Origin of the sequence: Pseudomonas sp. SF2 (assembly GCF_036858055.1) — a bacterium.
Lineage (GTDB): Bacteria > Pseudomonadota > Gammaproteobacteria > Pseudomonadales > Pseudomonadaceae > Aquipseudomonas.
The window spans coordinates 39,594-41,334 of sequence record NZ_JAMBDI010000053.1; the positions used below are offsets into that span (position 1 = coordinate 39,594).

1 protein-coding gene and 2 pseudogenes are annotated in these 1,741 nt (G+C 48.1%); all 3 read right to left on the reverse strand.

The window, feature by feature from the left end; all coding sequences use genetic code 11:
* Positions 1-576: pseudogene (locus tag M2S36_RS23345) on the reverse strand (hypothetical protein); the annotation flags it as partial.
* Positions 577-580: 4 nt separating this feature from the next.
* Entirely contained in the window at positions 581-1,063 is a 483-nt protein-coding gene (locus M2S36_RS23350; RefSeq protein ID WP_333957936.1) for a hypothetical protein, read from the reverse strand.
* An 82-nt stretch (positions 1,064-1,145) separates the two neighbouring features.
* A pseudogene (locus M2S36_RS23355) lies at positions 1,146-1,741 on the reverse strand (hypothetical protein); the annotation flags it as partial.

Sequence of the window (1,741 nt, forward strand, 5' to 3'; positions counted from 1 at the left end):
GCGGAGGTATTCCCAGACTTCGGCGACGTGCTTGACGCCGGGTTCGGTGGGTTCGTTGCTGTCGACCCAGAGGCAATCCTTTTGGTGGAGGCTGCCGTCCTCTCGGCGAGGGGCGAAAGCGAGGGCATAGCTAGTGCTGAAAGAAGAGCCACCGAATTCGGTGCGTTTGAATACACCACCTCCGGTGTTATTCCAATCAAAGACTATGAGTTTATTTATTCGTTTGTAATAGATTTTCTTGGTGGATCTATTGAAGCATATGTCAGAAAGATTTTTTATGAAAAAGATTCGGTAGGCTAAGAATGGTGTAAAAATAAATGGCCCAAGTAGTTGTATTGCAATAAGTGCAGGTGCACCTTCCAGTTCGTAATTGATCGGGTACTTCATGAATCCTACGTAGGATACAAGCGCTATGGTTAAAATTGTAGCGGTATACATCTTGGCCATAAAAACTGAATCGGAAATCCATGGGTTTCTCAATTGTGCTAGTGTGTCGGTTAAATTAGAAATCTGTCCGTGGATTTTTGGACTTATATCAGTTTTTTTGCGTGGGCTAAATAGCCATGTTGTTGTCATGGTGTTATATCTCGATATATAGGCTTGAGGTTGAATGAGCGTTGGGGGATAAGCCTTGATTTGGGTGGTACTTTATTGATAGTGTGGCGCTTTTTGTTTTGGTTCTATCGATCTTGTAATGTAAAATAAGTCCTGCGGTAGTTAAGTGGCAGGTCGGCTCCGCTTGTAATGGGATTGAAGTGTGTCCGAAGTCAAAGGCTTTCAAGGTGCCGCGCCATTGGCTTTGCCCTATAAGGAAGTCTTTCAGAAGTACGGTGAACTCTATAGTGTTCATGCCTTCGTTTACATGACTATGGATGATTGTTGCCCAATCAGGTGTTGGCCAGTGATTGTCTGAACTCAATTCTGTGGTAAGCCCTTCAAGATTCAGGAGTGCTGTTTGTTCAGCCGTCAGTGCAATGGGGGTGTAAACTTGAGCATGCCAGGATTCAAGCTCTTCATTGATAGTGGCGAAGCCTGGGAGAAAACCTTGGTAGTCTAACTTCATATCGGAGCGGACCTCTCCATCGTTTTCTTTTGTGCCAAAAATACTTCTGCTGGCCCATAGTTCTATCGGACTATGGAGGCGCTCATGCGCTTTGGAGTGTAGGTAACCCCCCCCCGGCAAGCACGGTGGCACCGACAAGCACCAGGCTTGCTGCAGCCCAACCCGCAAAGGGAATTAAAAACGTTGGGCCAGCGATGGCGAGGCTAGCTTCTAACATAAGAGCGGCCCCTGCGGCAGATGTGAATCCACCAGCAGCAGTATAAGCACCTGATATGGCGCTGCCGTTTTGTGACTGTCGATATCCTTTTAATATGTCTGAAGTTAATCCTAGTATAATTGCGGGGTAGCCAGAGGTGCGTGCGAATATATTGCTTCCTAAGTGCCTTATAATTCCATTGCCAAACGCGAAGCCAGGAGCCGTAAAACTTAACTTCATTGTTGCGGCTTTTTGCGTTGCCCGCACGCTGACCAATGTCGCCGCCGCCGCACCGATCACCCCGAAAATCGATGAAGCGAACCCCATGGTGTATTCCGGTGCATCGCTCTGCTGCAGGCTGTGGTAGGCGGTCTTGAGCGAAATCACGTTGAACCACAGCATTCCCGCATTCAATCCACCGCCACCGCCCGACGTGAGTAACCCGAGAAAGTTGGGTTTAGCTCGCGCGGTGGTGGTCAGTT